General features: G+C 69.2%; 16 protein-coding genes and 1 tRNA gene. 13 read left to right on the forward strand and 4 right to left on the reverse strand.

The features are described from left to right. Positions 1-13: 13 nt before the first annotated feature. A complete protein-coding gene (locus ACWEFJ_RS00370) occupies positions 14-784 on the reverse strand; it encodes a PhzF family phenazine biosynthesis protein (RefSeq protein WP_378087410.1) in 771 nt (256 codons plus the stop codon). Between the two features lie 39 nt (positions 785-823). Here ACWEFJ_RS00370 and ACWEFJ_RS00375 point away from each other — a divergent pair, with 39 nt between their 5' ends. The 3 genes from ACWEFJ_RS00375 (at position 824) to ACWEFJ_RS00385 (ending at position 4,889) form a co-directional block, all read left to right on the forward strand. Beyond that, complete coding sequence (locus ACWEFJ_RS00375; protein ID WP_378087412.1) at positions 824-1,615, forward strand: GNAT family N-acetyltransferase; 792 nt, start codon at positions 824-826, stop codon at positions 1,613-1,615. A gap of 180 nt (positions 1,616-1,795) precedes the next feature. Then, positions 1,796-2,038, forward strand: a complete 243-nt coding sequence (locus ACWEFJ_RS00380) for a hypothetical protein (RefSeq protein WP_378087414.1) — start codon at positions 1,796-1,798, stop codon at positions 2,036-2,038. Positions 2,039-2,651: 613 nt separating this feature from the next. Beyond that, complete coding sequence (locus ACWEFJ_RS00385; RefSeq protein WP_449712472.1) at positions 2,652-4,889, forward strand: NACHT domain-containing protein; 2,238 nt, start codon at positions 2,652-2,654, stop codon at positions 4,887-4,889. Between the two features lie 652 nt (positions 4,890-5,541). Here the strand turns inward: ACWEFJ_RS00385 and ACWEFJ_RS00390 are convergent. Beyond that, entirely contained in the window at positions 5,542-6,465 is a 924-nt protein-coding gene (locus ACWEFJ_RS00390) for an NAD(P)-dependent oxidoreductase (protein ID WP_449712473.1), read from the reverse strand. 46 nt (positions 6,466-6,511) lie between these two features. Then, positions 6,512-7,321, reverse strand: coding sequence for a GntR family transcriptional regulator (locus ACWEFJ_RS00395; RefSeq protein ID WP_449712474.1), 810 nt, complete (start codon positions 7,319-7,321; stop codon positions 6,512-6,514). A 225-nt stretch (positions 7,322-7,546) separates the two neighbouring features. Between ACWEFJ_RS00395 and ACWEFJ_RS00400 the strand changes: the two genes are divergently transcribed. The 10 genes from ACWEFJ_RS00400 to ACWEFJ_RS00445 all read left to right on the forward strand — a co-directional run bounded on the left by ACWEFJ_RS00400 (position 7,547) and on the right by ACWEFJ_RS00445 (position 16,568). Beyond that, the gene (locus ACWEFJ_RS00400; RefSeq protein ID WP_449712475.1) at positions 7,547-7,792 is read left to right on the forward strand and encodes a hypothetical protein; all 246 of its coding nucleotides are present in this window, start codon (positions 7,547-7,549) and stop codon (positions 7,790-7,792) included. Then, positions 7,792-8,259: a DUF3307 domain-containing protein gene (locus ACWEFJ_RS00405; RefSeq protein ID WP_449712637.1), complete on the forward strand. Its 468-nt coding sequence runs from the start codon at positions 7,792-7,794 to the stop codon at positions 8,257-8,259. The genes ACWEFJ_RS00400 and ACWEFJ_RS00405 overlap by 1 nt, the downstream gene beginning before the upstream one ends. Beyond that, entirely contained in the window at positions 8,259-9,332 is a 1,074-nt protein-coding gene (locus ACWEFJ_RS00410; protein ID WP_449712476.1) for a hypothetical protein, read from the forward strand. The genes ACWEFJ_RS00405 and ACWEFJ_RS00410 overlap by 1 nt, the downstream gene beginning before the upstream one ends. Beyond that, positions 9,329-9,604: a hypothetical protein gene (locus ACWEFJ_RS00415; protein ID WP_449712477.1), complete on the forward strand. Its 276-nt coding sequence runs from the start codon at positions 9,329-9,331 to the stop codon at positions 9,602-9,604. The genes ACWEFJ_RS00410 and ACWEFJ_RS00415 overlap by 4 nt, the downstream gene beginning before the upstream one ends. After that, on the forward strand, positions 9,601-10,677 hold the full coding sequence (locus tag ACWEFJ_RS00420) for a DUF2637 domain-containing protein (RefSeq protein ID WP_449712478.1): 1,077 nt from the start codon (positions 9,601-9,603) through the stop codon (positions 10,675-10,677). Before ACWEFJ_RS00415 ends, ACWEFJ_RS00420 begins: the two co-directional genes overlap by 4 nt. Continuing rightward, a complete protein-coding gene (locus ACWEFJ_RS00425) occupies positions 10,674-12,842 on the forward strand; it encodes an FtsK/SpoIIIE domain-containing protein (protein WP_449712479.1) in 2,169 nt (722 codons plus the stop codon). Before ACWEFJ_RS00420 ends, ACWEFJ_RS00425 begins: the two co-directional genes overlap by 4 nt. A gap of 285 nt (positions 12,843-13,127) precedes the next feature. Continuing rightward, complete coding sequence (locus tag ACWEFJ_RS00430; RefSeq protein WP_449712480.1) at positions 13,128-13,700, forward strand: DUF2742 domain-containing protein; 573 nt, start codon at positions 13,128-13,130, stop codon at positions 13,698-13,700. Further along, positions 13,697-14,980 carry a DUF3631 domain-containing protein gene (locus tag ACWEFJ_RS00435; RefSeq protein ID WP_449712481.1) on the forward strand — a complete coding sequence of 428 codons (1,284 nt, stop codon included), beginning with the start codon at positions 13,697-13,699 and terminating at the stop codon, positions 14,978-14,980. The genes ACWEFJ_RS00430 and ACWEFJ_RS00435 overlap by 4 nt, the downstream gene beginning before the upstream one ends. Positions 14,981-14,982: 2 nt before the next feature. Beyond that, on the forward strand, positions 14,983-15,168 hold the full coding sequence (locus tag ACWEFJ_RS00440) for a helix-turn-helix transcriptional regulator (RefSeq protein ID WP_141980258.1): 186 nt from the start codon (positions 14,983-14,985) through the stop codon (positions 15,166-15,168). Next, complete coding sequence (locus tag ACWEFJ_RS00445; protein ID WP_449712482.1) at positions 15,165-16,568, forward strand: tyrosine-type recombinase/integrase; 1,404 nt, start codon at positions 15,165-15,167, stop codon at positions 16,566-16,568. Before ACWEFJ_RS00440 ends, ACWEFJ_RS00445 begins: the two co-directional genes overlap by 4 nt. 132 nt (positions 16,569-16,700) lie before the next feature. Here the strand turns inward: ACWEFJ_RS00445 and ACWEFJ_RS00450 are convergent. Then, a tRNA-Tyr gene (locus ACWEFJ_RS00450) sits at positions 16,701-16,781 on the reverse strand. Between the last annotated feature and the right edge of the window lie 23 nt (positions 16,782-16,804).

Below are 16,804 nucleotides of genomic sequence, written 5' to 3' on the forward strand. Positions count from 1 at the left end.
GTCGCCGGGTGACTCACACGATCAGTCGGCCCTGGATCACCGTCACGGCCTGTCCGGCGAGCCGTACGCGATCTTGGTCGAGGGTGGCCCGGACCAGCCCGCCGCGGGCCGACGCCTGCTCGGCCAGCAGGTTCGGGCGGCCGAGCCGGGGCGCCCACCAGGAGGCGAGCGTGCAGTGCGCGGAACCGGTTACGGGATCCTCCGGGACTCCGTAGGACGGGTAGAAGCACCGGCTCACCACGTCCAGGCCGGGCCGGTCGCCCGGTGCGGTGACGATCACGCCGCGGCCGGGCACCTCGGCCAGCGCGGCGAAGTCCGGGCGCAGGTCGCGGACCTCGTCGGCCGAGTCCGCCTCCACGAGGACGTCGGACACGGCCTGGGCCACCGCGCGCACCGTCACCCCGGGCAGGCCCGCGCGCAGCGGCGTGGTGACCTCGATCGGCTCCGCCGGGTCGGCCGGGAAGTCCATCTCCACCCAGCCGTCGTCGGCCGTGCAGGTGAGCACGCCGCTGCGGGTGGTGAAGGCGCGGTCGCCGCCGAGCACGTGCGCGGTGGCCAGGGTGGCGTGGCCGCACAGGTCCACCTCGGCGACCGGGGTGAACCAGCGCAGGGGCAGCGGGCCGTCCTCGTGATCGACCCGCACGAACGCGGTCTCGGCGTGCTTCATCTCCGCGGCGACGGACTGCATCCAGCGCTCGTCCGCCGGGCCGTCCAGCAGCACGACGCCCGCCGGGTTGCCCGCGAAGGCGCGGTCGGTGAAGGCGTCGACCACGTAGATCTCCACGGTGGGCAATGTACGTCCGGAACCGGTTAGCTGACAGGTGTGGACCCGCTGCTCCCCGACATCGCGCCCGTTGACGACCCGTACTCGTTCGCCGAGGTACCCGAGGACAGCCTGGACGCCACCTGGGGCGCGTTGCGCACGCACTCGTTGCGCTGGCACCCGGGGGCGGACCTGGGGCGGCTGCTGCGGGAGTGGCCGCTGAGCGGCGCGGGCGACCACGACACGGCTGCGCTGGTAACCGTGCCGAGCCGGGCCGTCGAGGCCGCGGGCGTGCTGGCGGCGCACGGCTTCGCGCCGCTGCTGGTGACCGCGGCCCGGCTGCCCGGACGCGGGCGCGACGGCGGCGCGGGGGTGGCGATCCGGCCGTTGACGCCGGCGGACCTCGACGTGGCGGTGGCGCTGAACCTGGAGACGGTGCGGTTCGACAGCCGGTTCGGGATGGTCAACGCCCGCCCGTCCAGCCGCGAGCGGCTGCGCGAGCACATCGCCGGGCTGCTGGGGCGGCCGGAGCCGTGCGGGTGGCTGGCGGTGCGCGACGGCGAGGTCGTCGGGTTCCTGTACTACGACCTGCCGGGGCACTCGGACTGGATCGCCGGGCGGACGTCGGTGCGGCCGGTGGCGTACCTCGGGCAGCTGGGCGTGCGGGAGGACGTGCGGGGCGGTGGCGTCGGCGCGGCCCTGGCCGACCACGCGCACCGGCGGCTGGACGAGGCGGGCGTCGGCGTGACGCTGCTGCACCACGCCCTGCCGAACCCGCTGTCGACCCCGTTCTGGTACTCGCACGGCTACCGCCCGCTGTGGACGACCTGGCAACGCCGCCCCGCCCGCTGACGCTCCGCCCCCTCTGACGCCCGCCCGCTGAGCCTCGACCGGGGCGCTCGACCGGGTGGAGTAGCCGAACGGCTACCGCCGGCCGGGTGAACTTGCCCCGGCGGGGTACTCCACGGACAGGTCCAGACCTCCTACACGACAAGGAAGCGGGTCATGAGAAGGACGGGCGAGGGGGTCGCCATGAGCGTTGCGAGGGAGCTGTCCGGGCGGGCGAAGGCCATGCTGCGCGCCGTCGCCGCCGGCCGGGCCGAGCTGTCGGGGGGCCGTGAGCCGGACCTGTACGTGGACGGGTTGCCGTGCTGCGACCAGATGGTCACGCACGACCTGGTGCACGCGGGTCTGCTGCGGGCGCGACGCGTGGTGGGTCTGGACGAGCGCACGGACGCGGAACTGACCGAAGCCGGGCGCGCCGCGATCGCTTAACCCTCGAACAAGCGTTCGATATGGGTTATGCTGCACTCGAGGCCGGCACGCAAGCGAGAGGAAGCGCTTGCGCGCCGGCCTCACCCGTGCCGAGCCCACACCTCACGCCCTCCGCCCACGCTCGACGGGGCTGCGAGGGGGCGCGCCTGCGGACGACAAAAAGCGAGGATCCCTGCTCGCGCATTCCGCAAGCAGGGATCCTCGCTGTTGTGGCGGGTAGAGGATTCGAACCTCTGTAGCTTTCGCGACGGATTTACAGACTCCCACGAGGGCTGCACTTGACCAGCGCTTACTATCCTCGGCACCGCCACTTCGGTACACACTCGGCACGGAGGTATGCCGGAGCCTTCCCCGGGCGCTTGTCCGCAGCGTCAGGCGAGGCGCAGCCTGGCATGGGCTGTTCAGCCTGCAGCTGGAGATGTGAGCCACTCGCGAGTCCTGGCGACAACCGTGCACCGGGGAGAGCACTGCGTCTTGTTCTGCCCATTCCGATCCTGTCGTACTCGGGCTGGTGGTGTGGGTCTGGTGCACGTCGAAACCGCCTATGGAGCAGGATGGCCGGATGGGGTCTCGAACCTGGTCCGTCAGGGCGCAGGGCTGGGCTGCGTTCGGTGTGCTGTTGGTGCTGGTCGGGACGGTGTGGCCGACCGCGTGGTTGATGAGCAGGACCGGTGACGACGGGGCCGGTATCGCCAACGTGTTGGCCCTGCCGGTGGGCGGGCTCAGTCTCGTGGTCGGGACCGTGTCGCTGTTCGTGGCGTGGCGGTCACGGCCGCGGACCGATGATCCGGCGGTTCTGGTACCCGCGGCGCGGGATCTGCTGCGCGCGGTGGTCAAGGGCGAGGCCGCGACCCTGGCGCGGCTGTTGGGCGACACCGGCCGGGCCCGCCCCGCCGATGTGGGGTTCGTCGCGCCGGAGGCGGCCGAGGTGTGGTGGCGTGCCGACGGCGGCAGCGCCTCGGGAAGCCTGGACGACGTCGCCGCCTACTACCGGTCGCTGGGGCTGGGGCGGTTGGTGGTACTGGGCGAACCAGGTGCGGGCAAGACCGTGCTCGCACTACGGCTGCTGCTGGACCTTGCCACCGACGCCCGCAACACCCTGGACCGCACCCCGACCGCACGTGTGCGGGTGCCGGTGCGGTTGAGTCTGTCCTCCTTCGCACTGCCCGAGCAGCCCTGCACCCCGTCGGTCCTGCACGAGCGGCTCGAAGCCTGGATCGCCGGACACTTGAGTGCGGTCTACGGGGTCGCGCCCGCGCTGGCCCGCGCGTTGGTCGCCAACGGGTGGGTACTGCCCGTCCTGGACGGGCTCGACGAGATCGACCCCGACCACACCCCGCCTCGACGGGCCCGCCGCGTCCTCGACGCGCTCAACCAGCCCACCGGCGACGCCCCCGCTGGCCCGCTGGTGCTCACCTGCCGCAATCCCCGCTACCGCGAACTCACCCACCCCACCCCCGACCCAACCGGCCGGCGCCCGGCCCCAGCGGTCGTGCAGGACGCCACCGCGGTCCTGGTCCAACCCCTCGACACCGACCAGGTCATCGACTGGCTGGCCCACCGCTTCCCTGACCCGCGCGGCCCGCACGGCGTCCACCCCCGCTGGCGACGCGTGCTCACCACCATCCGGCAACATCCCAGGGGCCGCCTGGCCACGTGCCTGTCCTCCCCGCTGCGCCTCTACCTGGCCTGCGCCGTCTACACCGACCCCGACACCAGACCCGCCGAACTCTGCGACCTCGATCCCGACACCCTCGACCGCCACCTGCTCGACCAGCTCGTCCCCGCGCTCACCCGCCACCACGCCCGTCCCGACGGCACCCACTACCACCCCCACGACGTCACCCGCTGGCTGTCCACCCTCGCCCGCCACCTCACCGTCATGTCCCACCGCGGCCACTCCGGCGTCGACCTCCATCTCCACCAACTCTGGGCCACTACCGGCACTCCACCTGGCCGCCGCATCCGACGCCAGGCCACCACGGCCCTCGCCCTTCTCGGCGGACTGCCTCTAGCCGGCGTTATTTCCTTCTACGCAGCCGCCAACGGTCATTACCTCCCCACCAATGAATTTGAGTTGTTCCTTGTATGTGGGCTGGGGTTATGCGCGCTGTTCCTGACCGCTTTCACATACCGTGCAGGCTTGCAGGACACCCCACGCCGACTGGACCTAAACAGGCTGCGCGAGCCCAGCGGACGACGCCACCTCATCCGGCAGCTCGTGGTCGGGCTCGTGGCAGGGTTCGCGTTCGGGCTCGTGGTCGGGATAGCGTTCGGGATCGTGACCATGGTCGCGTTCGGGCTCGCGTTCGGGTTCTTGGACGTGGTCGTGGACAAGCTTATGGACACGCTCATACGCGTGCTCACGATGGGGGTCTCGTTCGGGCTCGCATTCGGGCTTCCGGGCGGGCTCGTCTTCGGGCTCATGATCGGACTCACCGGCATCCAGGACACAGCAGTCCGTCCCAGCCAACCGCTCCGCCAGAACATCGCCAGCGAGTTGGTAAGTGGGCTCGCGGGCGGGCTCACGTTCGGGCTCACGTTCGGGCTCACGTTCGAGCAGAAGGTCGATTTCGCATTCGGGTTCGCATTCGGGTTCGCGATCGGGTTCGCGATCGGACTTGTGATCAGGCCTATAGACGCAGCAAGAGGGGGCTCTGTATTGCCGCGGTACATGTTCGCGGTGCGCGCTCTGCAACGCGTCGGTCACCTACCTCTCCGCCCCGACCGTTTCCTCGACTGGGCCTATGCCGCAGGCTTGGTCCGCCTTTCAGGCACCGCCACCCAGTTCCGCCACCGCGATCTCCAGATCCACTTCACCCCTCACATGTCCTCCGAACCTTCGCCCTGATCTGCCCAATTCAACAGCCCCGAGCCCGAATCTGCTTGCATATCAAATACCAGGCATCTCCGCCCAAGAGCACGGGCGATCGAAGGCCACAAATATCAGCCATTCGTCTGACGAACACCCAACCTCGCCCCGCCCTTCGCTGACTGACTTCTTAGAGTAATAGCGACTGATCCCCAGACTCCCGCATGAACCTTACTGACCAGCGCTTACGGCTCACAGCGTCATCACCTCGGTACGCATCCGGCACAGGCACCGCGGGCGACCCCGGCAACTTCCACACCACGTCGCGAGCGCTCGACAGATCCGTTGGGAAGCCTCGCTGACGCCAGTCCGCCCGTCGCTGTCTTCAGGATCGGTAACTTCGGTAACTTCGGTAACCGAGCCGGTCAGCGCCTTGCCGGAAGGTAACCCATCAAGATCGGGTTACCGATCGAACGGTAACTAGGCGGCGCGCTGCGGACTCCCCAACGCACAGCGGGGCCAAGCCCACCCTCCACCGGTCCGGTTACTTCCCAATCGGTAACCCAGCTATGTCCGGTTACCGATCTGCAAGGCGCTGACCAGCGCGGTTACCGAAATTACCGAAATTACCGAAGTTACCGAGACTGGAGGCGACCGTACGCTAGCTGCCCAAATCCGTCTCGCGTAGGCGTCACCGCTGCACGGCGTTGGAAGGCACACCACCAGCGGCCAAGGTCCGGATCTGCTCCACAGCCACCGAGTAGCACAGGCTGTTGGTGCCCGGAACCGTACGTGCGGAGTGAGGACTGATGATGAGCCCTGGACAGCTCCACAATGGGTGGCCTGCCGGCAGCGGCTCCGGGTCTGTCACGTCTAGAGCAGCGCGCAGTCTGCCATCTCGGAGTTCGACAATCAGAGCGTCCGTTTCTACGATTTGACCACGTGCAGCGTTCACCAACAGCGCACCATCGTTCATTGCAGCCAAAAAGGCTTGATCCACGAGTCCCCGGGTCTCAGCAGTCAGGGGTGCAGTAATGACGACGATATCGTGCCCTGCGATCAGGCCCGGAAGCTCAGAAGCCGCATGAACGCCCTCACGTGCAACACTCGCCACAAGCGTCGATGTCGCGTTAAAGGCCGCGAGACGGTTCGCCACTGCAAGCCCAATATGTCCGGCACCCACGATGAGGACACGTTTGCCATCGAGCGTGTCCGCCTGGAACCTACGGTGCGCCCACTCTCCTGCGTCCTGGAACTTAACCAGGGTTGGCCATTGACGCAGTTGCGCAAGAATGGCGGATAGCACCCATTCAGATACCGGACCAGCGTGGGCACCACGGGAGCTCGACAGGAGCACGTTATTCGGAACGTGCGACGACCACTCGTCTACACCTGCGGACAGCAGTTGCACCATGCGGAGGTTGGACAACTGATCGAGTAGTGGGATCGGGCGGTGACTGCTTCGGTACGGCGGAATCAGGATCTCGGACTTGCGCTGCTGGGCCGTCAGCTCGGAGACGTTCGGGTCGTAGGTGCACACCTCGACGCCGTTCAGGCTGGACAGCTTTTCCACGCCCACTTCGTCGTCAGGCTCGCTGCTGACCAGTACCTGCATCGCTCCTCCAGCAAGGCGTCGGTTCGTTTCGGACAGCGACCTGCCGTCAGCCGTTGCTGGTCACAGCCTTGACCAGCTCCCGCGCTTGATCCTGCAACGGTGCTCCCGAAGCGCTGTTGTCGATGACGGAGTGTTCAACCGGCGGACGGAAGTCAACGTTGATGCCGGAGAGGTAGTCAGTCCAATTGGCAAGCTTGGCTGCGTCCCGTGCCGCTCCACGGTGGCGGATGTAGGTGTGCATGGTGTCCGCATCGCAGTAGACCCACACGATTGACACCTCCGCGCCCATGTCCTTGCAAGTCGCCTCGATCCTGTTCAGCCAGGCGAGGTCTTTGAACTCCTTGATGAACGGCGCTGTCACGATCGCGCTGTTGCCGCATTGGACGTTCTCGACCAACGCGTTGATGAGCGCTTCGTACTCGCGGGGACGGATGCGGGACACGTACTCCGGCGATTCCCGGTCGTGCGGAGAGCACCCGAGAATCTCAAGCGCCGCCTCGACAACTGGACGGGTGAGCGTGTCCTTGTCGAGCATCGGCCACCCGGTTTCGCGCGCCAGCACGCGGCCGAGTTCGGTCTTGCCGCTGCCCGCGTAGCCACCGACCAGCAGCACGCGGGGTGTGTGCACCCGGACGTCGGCGTGCGCGGCCTGGTCCGGCGCGTTGACGACGCGTCCCGCCCGCGGCTTGCTGATGATGACGTTCTCGCTGGCGAGAAGCTTCATGGCTTCGTTGATCGTGAAGACGCTGACGCCCCACTGCTGGGCCAGCTCACGGGTGGATGGCAGTGGTTGCCCGTCACGGAGCAGACCTGCGGCGATCTGGTTCCTGATGTTCCGCGCCACCTGGTGGTGCAAGGACTCACCACGCGAGACGCGTGGTCCCTGGCCAGACATGCCACCTCCGGATCGCTTGACTTAGAACGGCAGCATACCAGCGGCCTAACAGCACTCTGACCAGTGTTTGTGCAGGTTGGCGCGTTTCTGTCCACTTTGCTGGACCTAACAGTTGACCTGCTTACCATTCAACTGTTAGCTTCCTTCCTGTCGCCGCTGTGGCGACGAACACACAGGAGGAAGCTCGTGGACCACAACGAGTTCAGCCCGGACGGGCTGACGGAAGACGCGATCGACGTGCTCATCAGGGACGTCGCGGACGAGCTGGCCGACGAGTCGGCGGAGCTGGCCGCAGCCATGTTGGCGCTCGTGGACGGCCCGACGCACCAGCGCACGATGCGGCGGGCCGCGGAACGCAAGCTCGACGGCATCGTGCGGGTGCTCCGCGTGCACGGCTCGGTTGCGAGCGCGGCCCGGACGGAGGCGGCGTGATGCAGCTCGACACGCTGGCCACCGCCGTGACGTTCGCCTCGACGTTGCCCGCGCTGTTGGTGGCGCACAACGTGGCCGATCACTGGGTGCAAAGCGATGCACAGGCCGCGCAGAAGGGGCAGCGTTCGAATGCGGGTCGGCGGGCCTGCCTTCGACACGTGGTGTCCTACACGCTGGTGACGGCGGGGACAGTCGCGTTGCTGTGGTGGCTGCTGGGTCTGCCGATCACTCCGTTCGGGTTCGTCACGGGTCAGCTCGTGTCCGCCGTGACCCATTACTGGGCTGACCGCCGTCACACCCTAGCCCGGCTCGCCGCTCTGACCGGTCACCGCGAGTTCGTCACGCTCGGCGTGCCGCGTCCCGGCCGCGACGACAACCCCTCGCTCGGCACCGGCGCGTACGCGCTCGACCAGTCCTGGCACTGGTTGTGGCTCGGCGTCGCCGCGCTGATCACGGCGGTGGCGTGATGAGCCGCCGCATCGCGTTCCAGAACACCTCGGACCGGCGGCCGACTCCGGCCAAGAAGACACCGCCGGTCCAGGTCTCCAGCACCCAGGAAACCAGGCAGGAGAGCACCAGCATGTCCGACAGGGCATCGAAGCACCAGACGACCCCGGACTTCACCGCCGCGCACTTCCCGACGCCAGACCTGGCGTTGCGTGGCACCGCCGATGAGGCGCGGGTACGGGCGTTCGCCCACGAGCAGGCCCGTGCCGCGCGAACGATGCTGCCGCGAGTGGCCGCCGCCCTGGCGCTGCCTTCCACCGCGCACCGGGTCCGGATGCTGACCCTGGCCTACGACGCGGTGGTGCGGTGGCGACGCGCGTTGGCCGCCACCGCCGGCGATGCCCGTTACGACGCCGCCGGTCGTCCGGGAGCGGATCGGTTCGCGGTGACGTTGGAGCAGGGCGGCCCGAACCACGACCGCATCGGCGAGGTGGGCCGGATGCGTGCCGGTGCCCGCTGGGACGCCGGCACCGGTCGGTGGGTCGGTGGCACCGACACGCCGGCCAGTCGAATCCTGGCCGTCTACGGCCGGGCCGCGTTGGCGCGGTTCGCGGTCGAGGCTCCCGACTCGGACGTACTGCGCAACCCGGTGGCGCTGCCGGTGACCGGCCGGCGGATGTGGGGCAACAGGCTGTTGCGCGGCGAGGCCGCCCGCCACGCCGCCACGCGCCACGCCGCGCGTCTGCTGGCCCGACGTGGCACGACTCAGGTCGAGACCACCGGTGACCTGCTCTACGTCGTCACCGCCGACAGCGAGCAGCGCCGCCGGGCGCTGCACGAGGCCATGCTCGTGCTCGCCACGGCACAGCCCGGAGACTGGTCGGCATGGTGGTCGGCCGCCTACCTGCTCTACCAGGCCCCACAGTTCAAGAAGGGCAGCGACGCCACCAACCGCGTGTTCCTCGCCGCCGCCGGTGCCGCTCTGCTGGGTGAGGCCCCGGTCATCCCCCACGACCTCGACCTGCGGTGCATGGTGCTCGGGCAAAACGCGATCACGGCCACGCCGCTGCTGTGCGGGCAGGTGACGGCATGACCACCGTGCCCGTTCCCGTCCTGCTGCTGGCCGTCGCGCTGGCGCTGGTCGCGGTGGTTCTGCTGTGGAAGCTGCTCCTCACCGCCGGCCTCATCGGCTTGGCGCAGTGGGCCGTGATCACCCAGACCGACAACACGACGGCCGTCATGGTCGCGGTCGGTGTGCCCGCCGTCGTGCTGGCGGTTCTGCTGCGCCGCACCATCCGTGGGCACCGTGACCGCTCGTTCTCCCGTTCCCCGCTGTACCTGCGCCGTCAGGAGGCGACTCGATGAGCACGTGGGCCGAGAACCGACGCGCGGACAAGATCGTGGCTGCGGAGCAGCGTCGCGCGGACCAGGCGTTGTTGTTCGAGCAGCGTCGCGCCGATCAAGAGGCCGCGGCCAAGCTGGCGGAGGCCCGGAAGAACGCCGCCCGTGCCCGCCGCGCCGCGCTGTGGACGGCGTTGAACGGGTGGTTGCGCGCCCACACCCTCGACCTGCTGTTCGTGCCGGTGATCGTGGTTCCGGCGGTGTTGGCGTGGACCGCGATGGCCGAGTACGGCCGCGAGGTGTTCGGGCCGGTCGGGACGCTGTTGCCGCTGTTCTCCGAGGGGGCGATGTGGACGTTCGCGTTCGCGGTGCCGATGGCGCAGCGGGCGGGCCGTTCGACCGGGTGGCTGCACGTGGGCACGTGGGTGTTCGCCGCGGTCGCCGCGATCCTCAACTACACCCACGCACCGAACGTCATGCACGGGATCGTCATGGCGTTGGTGTCGGTCGGTGGCGTCGTCGTCCACCAGCTCGTCACCGCCTCCCCCGCCCGCAAGCGCCGTACCCGCGCCGAGCGTGACGCCCAGCGGCTCGACCGGCAGGCCGCTCGTCGGGTGCTGGCGGTGCGTCGCGCCGCGCTGGACCAGGCGGTGGCGAAGCTGTCCGAAGACGGTACGGCCACGCTCGTGCACCAGCCCGGACTGGTCGCGTACCGGCGTCGGTGGGGACGTGCCCGGTTGGTGCCGACCACCGTTCCCGGTCTTCCCGTCACCGACTCCGACGACGACTGGACGGCGGAGGTCAGCGAGTACCTGAACGCTCTCCCCGCACCACGTCCGAGCACCGACCGGAGCGCCCGGAAGGGGGCGGGTAGTGCGGAAACGCTCCCGGTGGAGATCACGGACAAGGTGACGACCTACGCGGCGAAGGTTCGCGCCGCGATCGACGCCGGGGAGCTTCCGACCCGCCCCTCGCAGACCCAGGTGCGCAAGTTCCTCCGCATCCGCGGCGCGGTCGCGGTCGAGGTGCACCGCGTGCTGTTCCCGACCGACACCGACCCCGGTGACGACGACCCCCGTCAGGCGGTGACCGCATGAGCACGCCCAACCCGATCGGCGACGACATGGGCAACGTGGTGCCGCTGCGCCGCGCCGAGTCCACCCGCACCATCGCGCCCGGTGCCGACGTGGAACCGGACACGGCGGTGACCGGTGAACTGCTGACGGCCGAGCGTGAAGCCGAGCTGGCGCGCCAGCGGGCCGACGACACCGACGCCCGCACGCGGGCCGAGGTCGCTCGGCAGGTGGCGACAGCGTTCGGGAAGTCGGTCATGCGTGCCGGGTACCGGGTGTACCGCGGGCACGAGCAGTGGCTGACGCACGCGGTGCAGGCCGCGACCTACGCCCACTACCGGGAGCGCATCGCGGCGGCACGGGCGCAGGGCGACGCGGCCGGTATCGCCGAGTGGCAGGACCGGTTGCGACAAGCCAAGGCCGACCGGCGCGACCGGATCACGGGTGCTCCCCGGACGGTGCTGGCGCTGGTGCGCACCGTGCTGCTGGCCGTGATCGTGCTGTTCGCGGTGCTGCTCATGCTGGGTGTGGCCGTGCACCTGTGGGAAGGCGGCTGGACCTGGTCGGAGTGGTGGGGCTTCGTCACCGCCACCGGCGACGTCATCGGCACCGTGGTCATGCTCGGTGTTCAGGCTGCGATCATCGGCGTTCCGGCCGTGTGGCTGCTGGCCGCACATCGCGCCGGAGCATCCGCCACCGATGTGCCCGCTTGGGCCATGTCGCCGACGCAGCGGGAGGAGACGCACCGCGTCGTCACCCCTGGTGGCATCGGCGAAGCCCTGGTGCACCTCGGCATCCCGGCGCTGAACAAGGCCATCAAGGCGGGCTGGACGGTCGAGTTCGCCACCCCGCCGGTACGGGTGAACCAGCGCGGCTACCAGGCCACGTTCTCCCTGCCGCTCGGCGTGACGCCGGACATGATCAGCGACAAGCGGGACGTGCTCGCGCGCAACCTGCACCGCGACCCGATGGAGGTGTGGCCGAACGCGGCGGAGCGCGCCGGGTTCGTGGACCTGTGGGTGGCCGACCCTGGCCTGTCGGCCAAGGCCGCACCGCCGTACCCCCTGCTCAACGCCGGTACCGCCGACGTGTTCACCGGCGTGCCGCTTGGTGTGTCGCAGCGCGGTGACGTGGTTCAGCCTCCGCTGGTCTCGGCGAACGTGGTGTTCGGCGGGATGATGGGGCAGGGCAAGTCCAACGCCGCCCGCGTGCTCATGCTCGGCGCGGCCCTGGACCCGCTGGCCGAACTGTGGGTGTTCGTCTTCGCGGGCAACGGTGACTTCGACGCCTACCAGCCGCGCCTCGCGCGCTACGAGCGCGGCACCGACGCGTCCGTCGTGGACTCGGCGGTGGAGTCGTTGAGGGAGCTGTACGACGAGGTCGGCCGCCGTGAGGCACGGCTTGCCGAGTTGGGCGCGAAGAAGGTCACGCGCGGACTGGCCGAGAAGCACCCGGACCTGCGGCCGATCGTGGCGCTGTTCAGCGAGTGCCACGAGCTGTTCGGCAGCGCCCAGGGCGAGGAAGCCGCGGAACTGGCGGTGCAGACGCTGCGCCGTGCCCGCAAGACCGGCATCATCCTCGGCTTCGACACCCAGTCGTCACGGGCCGACGCCATCCCGCCGAAGATCGTGGAGTTGGTGCAGCTCAACGCCTGCTTCGCGGTCAAGTCGTGGCGCAGCAACGACGGGTTCCTCGGTGACGGCTCGTTCCAGGCCGGTATCCGGGCGACCGAGCTGCGTCCGGGCAAGGACCGGGGGACATCGATCCTCACCGGCGCGACCGCCGAGCGGTTCGAGGTGCTGAAGTGGTTCTTCATCCAGGTCAACGACGACACCGGGTGGGACGCCGCGACGGACGTCATCGAGCGCGCCATGGCCAAGGTCCACCCGGCGGTGGTGGTCGGCACGCCGGAGCGTGCCGCGCCACCGGCGGCTCGTGACCTGCTGGAGGACGTGTCCGAGGTGCTGGGCCACGACACCGTGCCCGCCGCCGACGTGCCCGCGCTGCTGGCCAAGCTCGCACCCGATTGGGCTCCGTACCGCAAGCTCACGGGCAAGCAACTGCGCGAGCTGCTGGCCGACCAGGGCGTCAAGGTGCCCTCGACCGGCAACCGCTACCCCGTCGATCCGGTCACGGTGCGTGAAGCGCTGGCGAAGCGCTCCACCCGCGACCTGGACGACGAGGACTAGCCGCCACCGCCACCGGGTTAGGTCTCGCGGACCTCTCCGGAGGTCTCCGGAGCGGCCCTGAACAGGACGTCTCCAGCGAGACCTAACCCGGCTAACCGGCTAACTAACTCCAGCTCAACCCCATGATCACGCCGCCAGTCAGCACGAGTTACGAACCTAACTCGATCCCGGCGAGCTAACTCAACCCCACACCGCTCCGCGCGACCGACGCGACACCGGGCTCTTGGTGCTCGTGCCGGCCCCGCGCACCCACACATCGTCACACACAGTCACTGAAGGGTCATTATGAGCACCCAGGCCCGACGCCCGTTCTGCGACCCGGACGCCGTCCGCCCGTGGAACCGTGCACCGAGGTTCGACCTCGACGCCGTTCGCCAGTGGGTCGAACCGCTGTTGCGCCGCGCCTACGCCGCCGCGCCGCGCCGTCCGCTCACCGGCCCGCACAGCCTCATCCCGCTGGCCGGTAGCCCGGAGTGGATCGCGCTGGCCGACTCCGACCCGCGCAAGCCCGCCGCCCTGGTGCTGGTCGCCTTGGCGCGGCTGGAGGAGTCCACGGCGCACGCCATCGCACAGCGCGTGGCCGCCGACTGGGCCGACGCCCAGGTTGGCCACCGCGAGCGTGCACGAGCGGTCGCCACCGCGCCGGACCAACTCCCGCACATCGTCGGGCACCAGCCGTTCTGCCTGTCCGCCAAGCGCAAGCTCGTCAGCGACCTCCCGTGCGGCCACACCGGGTGCACCGCGCTCGTGCGGTTCGTCCACCCGCTGGCCGACGAGTTGGCCGCGCGCCTGCCGGACACGTCGTGGGTGCGCTGCGCCCGTCACGACGGCACCACGCGGCTGGCGGTGGCCGCGTGAACGGCAACGCTCCGCACTTCGCCAACCCAGGTTCGCCGCTCGTCACCTGGGAGACCGTCGAGCACCAGGCCGGGAAGGAACACGGCATGAGCACCGCCGCCGGCACCACGGCGACTGATCACCACGAGGTCGAACGGCCGGGGCTGCGACTGCTGACGCCGGAGACGACGACCGGCACCGCCCGCCAGCTCGACGGCGCGAAGGTGCTGGACGACGTTCGAGACTTCCTGGCCCGCTTCTCGGCGTTCCCCCACGACCACTGCGCCCCGATGCTGGCGCTCTGGTACGCCCACACGTGGGCCGTGGAGCAGTTCTACGTCACGCCGCGGCTCGTCCTGTCGTCCGCTGAACCCGGATCGGGCAAGACCCGCGTGCTGGAGGTCGCCCAGTACCTGGTCAAGTCGCCGGAGATGACGTTCTCGGCGAGTCCGGCCGCGCTGTTCCGCATGGTCAGCAACGCGCCGATCACCATCCTGTTCGATGAGGTAGACGCGATCTTCACCCGGAACGGCAGCGGCAACGAAGACCTCCGGGCGCTCCTGAACGCCGGTTACAAGCGGTCCGCCACGGTCGCCAGGTGCAAGGGCGACGCCAACAACATGGTCGTGGAGCGGTTCGCGGTCTACGCGCCCGCCGCGCTGGCCGGAATCGCCGGCGGGATGCCCGCCACCATCACCACCCGCGCCATCACGATCAACCTGCGTCGCCGACGTCGTGAAGAGCGTGTGGACGCCTTCCGCGAACGCCTGGTGGCCATCGAGTCGGCACCGATCCGTGAAGCGCTCGCCGAGTGGATGGCCAGCGTCGGTGAGCAGGTCGGCACGGCCACGCCGGTCATGCCCGAAGGCGTCACCGACCGACCGGCGGAAATCTGGGAGCCGCTGCTTGCGATCGCCGACGCGGCCGGTGGGCACTGGCCGGAGACCGCGCGAGCAGCGTGCCGGTACTTCGTCGCCGAAGCCACCGCCGTGCCCGTGTCGGACGGCGTCCGGTTGCTCTCCGACCTGCGGACGCTGTTCACCGAGCGGCACACCGACCGGATGACCACGGTCGAAATCCTGTTGGCCCTCCACGAGCTGGATGAGTCGCCCTGGGCCGACTTCCACGGCAAGCCGTTGAACGCCCGCGCGCTGTCGGCCGAGCTGCGTGCCTACGGCGTGCGGACGAAGACGTTCAAGCACAGCGGCACGTCGGCCAAGGGCTACATGGTCAACGGGGAGAACGGGCTGGCCGACGCCTGGTCGCGGTACCTGCCCGCTGCGCACGAGGGGGAGAACTAGCCATGGCTCGACGTGAGTTGCTGACGGTCGCCGAGTTCTGCGCCGAGTTCAAGGTGGCCCGTTCGACCTTCTACGACTGGTTGGCCAAGGGCACCGCGCCGCGCGTGCGGAAGCTTCCGAACGGTCAGTTGCGGCTGGACCGCCGAGACATCGACACGTGGTTCGACGGACAGGAAGTGGCCGCGTGACCGACACGAGCTATGACGTGCGCATTTATGCAATCGACGTCTACAAGGGCAAGCGGAAGACCACGCACTGGGTGCAGTGGTCGGTGGCACGGAAGCGGTTCAAGGAGCCGTTCCGGACGTCAGCGTTGGCGACCAGCTTCCGCTCGGAGCTTCTGAGCGCAGCCAACAAGGGCGAGGCTTTCGACCGGGACAGCGGACTTCCGGTGTCGATGGTGCGCAAGACGAACACCACGTCGTCGTGGTTCGTGTTCGCGTGCTCGTTCGTGGACATGAAGTGGCGGGACTCCTCACCGGGACAGCGCCGGACGATTGCAGACGCCTTGACGCCCATCACGTCTGCGCTGCTCACGGGGACGCGTGGCAGGCCAGACGGGGCTGTGCTCCGCAAGGCAATGCGGGTGGCGTTCAACACCAGCCGCCGCGATGCTCGGCAGCCAGCGGACGTAGCCGCGGCACTGGTGTGGCTCTCGCAGAACACCCGGCCGGTGGCCGACTTGGCGAAACCGGATGTCCTGCGTGCGCTGCTGGCGGATATCGAACGGAAGTTGGACGGCACGCGGGCAGCACCGGACACGATCCGACTGCGCCGGATCACGCTCGGCAGCGCGCTGAACTACGCGGTGGAGAAGGAGCTGCTGAGTGCGAACCCGCTGAAGGAGGTGACGACGAAGAAGCGGAAGAACGTCGCCCACCAAGTCGATCGGCGGTCGGTGGCCAACCCCGTCCAGGCCCGGACGCTGCTCCAGGCCGTGGGTGGCATCGGGCGGACCGGTCACAAGCTCGTGGCGTTCTTCGGGCTCATGTACTTCGCGGCCCTGCGTCCCGAGGAAGCCTCTGTGGTGCGTCGCAGTGACCTAGTCATGCCTCCGAGGGAGTGGGACGACCAGGCAGGCCGCTGGCGAGTCACTCAGTGGGGTGACATCCACCTGGCCAAGGCAGCGCCCGAGATCGGCGCTGAGTGGACCGACAGCGGCCGACGCAGCGAGGAACGAGGGCTGAAGCACCGGGAGGACGGAGAGGGTCGCACGGTGCCGCTCTCGCCCGAACTGGCGGTGCTGCTCTATGAGCACTTCGACCGGTTCGGCACCGCGCCGAATGGGCTGCTGTTCGTCGCCGAGCGCGGTGGCCGGATCGGCAGCTCGACCTACGGTCGGGTGTGGGCGCTGGCGCGTGAGGCAGCGTTCACGCCGGACGTGGTGGCGTCACCACTCGCGAAGCGTCCGTATGACCTCCGTCACGCTTGTGTCTCGACGTGGCTGAATGCGGGTGTGGAGGCACCGCGGGTAGCCGAATGGGCCGGGCACAGCCTCAACGTTCTGATGCGGGTCTATGCGAAGTGCCTCGACGGAGGGGAGGAACGAGCGCGCCAACTAGTCCAGGCCGGACTGGGTGCCGCGTAGACCCCCTGCGAACTTCGGTACGTCCTCGGTACAGACGCCCGTAGAAGGCCGGTCCTGACCGGACACGGCCGGACTGCACGAGAAAGCCCCTGTGACCGGTTCTTGCTGGTCACAGGGGCTTTTGTCCTGCTGTGGCGGGTAGAGGATTCGAACCTCTGTAGCTTTCGCGACGGATTTACAGTCCGCTCCCATTGGCCGCTCGGGCAACCCGCCCCGCCCCCGGCGGTGCCGGGTGC

This window comes from Actinosynnema sp. NPDC004786 (assembly GCF_053601135.1).